This is a genomic window from Methylocystis sp. (assembly GCF_021731785.1).
Taxonomy (GTDB): domain Bacteria; phylum Pseudomonadota; class Alphaproteobacteria; order Rhizobiales; family Beijerinckiaceae; genus Methylocystis.
Window position 1 is genome coordinate 1 of sequence record NZ_JAKFWS010000076.1, and the last position, 3,820, is coordinate 3,820.

2 protein-coding genes and 3 pseudogenes are annotated in these 3,820 nt (G+C 60.4%); 4 read left to right on the top strand and 1 reads right to left on the bottom strand.

Annotation, left to right across the window (positions count from 1 at the left end; genetic code table 11):
* Positions 1-164 precede the first annotated feature (164 nt).
* The 4 genes and pseudogenes from QZ964_RS13420 to QZ964_RS13435 all read left to right on the top strand — a co-directional run.
* Positions 165-360: pseudogene (locus QZ964_RS13420) on the top strand (IS630 family transposase); the annotation flags it as partial.
* Between the two features lie 675 nt (positions 361-1,035).
* Positions 1,036-2,145 (top strand): IS110 family transposase, encoded by a 1,110-nt coding sequence (locus QZ964_RS13425; RefSeq protein WP_292532164.1) that lies wholly within the window; start codon positions 1,036-1,038, stop codon positions 2,143-2,145.
* Between the two features lie 354 nt (positions 2,146-2,499).
* Positions 2,500-2,961 (top strand): transposase, encoded by a 462-nt coding sequence (locus QZ964_RS13430; protein ID WP_292532165.1) that lies wholly within the window; start codon positions 2,500-2,502, stop codon positions 2,959-2,961.
* Between the two features lie 50 nt (positions 2,962-3,011).
* Positions 3,012-3,299, top strand: a pseudogene (locus QZ964_RS13435) (transposase); the annotation flags it as partial.
* A gap of 310 nt (positions 3,300-3,609) precedes the next feature.
* Here QZ964_RS13435 and QZ964_RS13440 read toward each other — a convergent pair.
* Positions 3,610-3,820 (bottom strand): annotated as a pseudogene (locus QZ964_RS13440) (type II restriction endonuclease); the annotation flags it as partial.

Genomic DNA, 3,820 nt, shown 5'->3' on the forward strand with positions numbered 1-3,820 from the left:
GATCAAGGCCACTGGGTTTGGGTTTGCCAGTGACGCCCAGGCTGTTCGCATCAAAGACGCCCGCCGTGTTGGCGGGCGTCGGATTCTTGCGACGCAGATCTCGCCCGACCTCAGGCGCAATTTGTGACTGATTGCAAGCTGACAGCAGCGGTTACGAGCCGACGGGAGCAACGCTGCTTTATCTGCCTCCCTATGGCCCCGACTTCCAACCGATCGAAAGCGCCTTTCTCCGAGCTGAAAGCGCTGCTGCGCAATGCCGCCAAGCGAACCGTCGACGGTCTCTGGGACCCGTGCTCCAAAAGTTCACGGCACAAGATTGCAAAAATTTCCTTCGGCGCCGCTGGATACGAGCTGGGTTAAGACGAATTCGCTCTAAGAGCTTGACCACTTGAGGTCGCGCAACGGTCATACTTGTCCGCGCCGGCGACGCCACCGAATGCGGTTTGCAGGCAGCAGGCTCGCCACAACTTCTTTCGCAAGCACGCGCTCGGCGCCATTTGCCACGTTTGACGTGGCCCGCCGTCGCTTTAATCATGCCATGCGCGGCATTTCCGCGTACCCGCCTTTGATCGCGCTACGCTCTTATCCCTGGCACACCATCGAGTTGCTGACGATAACGTTCATGAAAAACGCTTGCCAACGTTGAGCGAAGCACTACCGCTGCCGTTTGTCCTGAAGGTGGAACCCTCGCCGATGCTGGGCACGCACGAGCTTCTCGCTAGAGCGGGCAGCCACGCGGTCACATCCAACAGCAAGCCGCAGCGGACAAATGACAGCGACCTTGGGAACATTTTTGGCGCGCGCGGTTCGAACTGCTAACTTACGAATTAAGATCGCGACCCGCATTCCACATAACCCGCCCCCGACGCCTTGGCCAATGGGATGCAGTGTCGGCTCGTATTCTGCTGAAGGCATTTCAGCGTCACACGGGTAAGACCGTATGTCCGCTACTGCGACTGAGGTGGCTCGCCCTACGCTGTGGGAGCGAGGGTTGCTCGGTAGTCCGAGCCGATCCTCAGCGCAGGAGGGCGAGCCATGGAACAGTCTACAGAAATTTTCGTTGGGATCGACGTTTCGAAGGCGCGTAATGCGATTGCTGTCGCCACTGAGGGGCGCAACGGCGAAGTGCGTTATGTCGGCGAGGTGGATTCGTCGGTCGACAGCATGCGTCGCTTGATCAAGCGCATTACCGCCAAGCACGCGCAGGCGCATTTTTGTTATGAAGCAGGACCGACCGGCTATGGCCTGCACCGACTCATCGTTTCAATGGAGTTCCCTTGCTCCGTGGTGGCGCCCTCTCTCATTCCGCGTAAGCCGGGCGATCGGGTCAAGACCAACCGTCGCGACGCGGTCGCGCTCGCTAAGCTGCTTCGGGCGGGCGAACTGACAGCCGTTTGGGTTCCGGACGAAAGCCATGAAGCGATGCGCGATCTCGTGCGCGCAAGAGCCGCCGCTGTTGAAACGCTGTGTGTGCATCGTCAACAGGTGAGCGCATTCATGCTCCGGCACGGTCGGATCTTTCCGCGCAAGACCGCTTGGGGCGCTCGTCATCTTCGCTGGCTGCAAGAACAAAAATTCGATCATCCAGCCCATCAGATCGCGCTGCAGGAGATGGTCGAAGCCGTGAGAATCTCCAAAGAGCGCGTGGAGCGGCTCGAAGCGGCGATCAAAGAGTTCGTAACTGAATGGTCGCTGGCGCCTGTGGTTCAGGCGCTCCAGACGCTGCGCGGCATCGATCTAATCGTGGCCGTTACCTGTGCCACGGAGCTCGGCGATCTCAGCCGCTTCGACAATCCTCGTCAGCTTATGGGCTATCTCGGTCTCACTCCAAGTGAACGCTCGACGGGCGACACGGTTCGGCGCGGCGGCATCACCAAGGCAGGCAATGGTCGTGTGCGGCATCTGCTGATCGAAAGTGCCTGGACCTACCGCCATCCTCCACGGGTCGGCAAAGAGAAGCTCTACAAAATTGAACCCGCGCCACCACGCATAAGGGAGATCGCGTGGAAAGCGCAGACTCGCCTTACAGCCCGATACCGCGCACTCGGTGCACGTGGAAAAAAGACGACCGTCATCTGCGCTGCGATCGCGCGGGAGCTTGTTGGCTTCATGTGGTGCGTCGCGAAGGAGACGCAAACCGCCTGAGACGCGACAATTGATTTTCCTCTCGCGCATGGGCGGGGACTGGGTCACGGCAAGGGGAATACCCGTCACACGCTTTGCGGCCGGCGACAGCCGACGCCCGTTGTAAGATAGGGACAGCCCCAGACGCATTTTCGGGAATGCGGTAACCAACCCGCGCATAAGAGCTTGATCACCGACGTCTTTCAGATCCAGTCCCCACCCCTGCGCGACAACCTTCCTTTGACGCTGCTTCCAGCGGCGAGAAGTTGCTCGTCAAATTTGTTGACTGCGGACATAAGAGCGTGATCGGGTGACCGCCTAGCGCAGTGCAATTGGAGTTGATTAGGTGTCCACCATGGGAGAGGTGGACACCAGATGGCGGCGGCGAAGGATGGCGGCGCACGGCGATCGTGGAGCCTGGAAGAACGTCAGCGCATTGTTGGTGAAGCGCTGGCGCCCGGGGCGTCTGTTGCGGCGGTTGCGCGTCGTCACGGTCTGAACGCCAATCTCGTTTTCAAATGGATACGCCGCGCCCGCGAGGGTTGGCTTGATCGGCGGCGCGCGCCAGCGCAAAAGGCTGACGCCTCTGCTGTGGCGGGAGACAGCGACGCGCCGGCGTTTGTCCCGGTGTCGCTCGTGGAGCTGAACGCCGTGACGGCTCCAGCATTGGCGCCGCCGCTGGCGTTGGCGTTGACGAAGCCGGTTCGCGAGCCGCGAAGAATCACGCGACGCGGGGCAATGGAGATCAGCCTGCCGAATGGCGCACGGGTGTCGCTCGACGCGGATGTCGACGCCGAAGCGCTGCGTCGCGTCCTGTCTGCGCTGGGCGATCTTTGATGCTTCAGTTCACGCCGGGCGTGAAGGTCTATCTGGCGTGCAAGCCGGTGCTCGGGCTTGTTCCCCGGCAACATTCGACTGGCGGCAAGCAAGTTCTCGGAAAGACCTCGAAGATGGGGCAACGCGACATTCGGCGGTTGTTGATCAGCGGCGCGATAGCCGTGATACGCTGGGCCTGTCGGAAAGGAGCGCCAGAGGGGACGTGGCTTCATCGCATGCTGGCGCGCAAGCCGCGCTTGCTCGTGGCGATCGCGCTCGCCAACAAGATGGCGCGTTCAATCTGGGCCATGATGACGAAGGATGAAGATTACAGGGTTCCTGTGGCTGTGAATGCCTGATCGAAAGATCGGTTTCGCGGCAAAGGAACGTCAGGCGTGTGAGGAGGTCGACGAACGGTAAGGTCAAATGATCGGTTAGATCCGGATCGGGAGAAGCAAAGTGAGGCAAAGAGCAGCCAGCTCGCGGGTCTGATCTGCGCCCGGTCCGCGCATCTCCATACTGGCCAGCGGTCGTGATAGCCGCACTATTAGGCCTGATACATGACCGCACCCGATCACACGATCAAGTCGTTCAAAAACTTCTTGCGCGAACGGGGGCATCCATACATGCCCCACGGTCGAGACGCGAGCGTAACCGAACCCTTAACCTTTAGTGTGACAGTACTCGTGAAATGGCCTGGATGCCCTTAATTCCCGTTCCGAAGCGAGCGATAGCGTCGCGGTGCTTTTCCAGGATCGTCATATGGTAAGTAGCGCACCTGCAAATCGGCGACGCGACTGACGCAGGCCGCCGGAGCTGCGCACGAACCTCTCCTTCACGCGCATCGGGCGCAACGAGAAAGAGCCCGTCTGCCGCATGC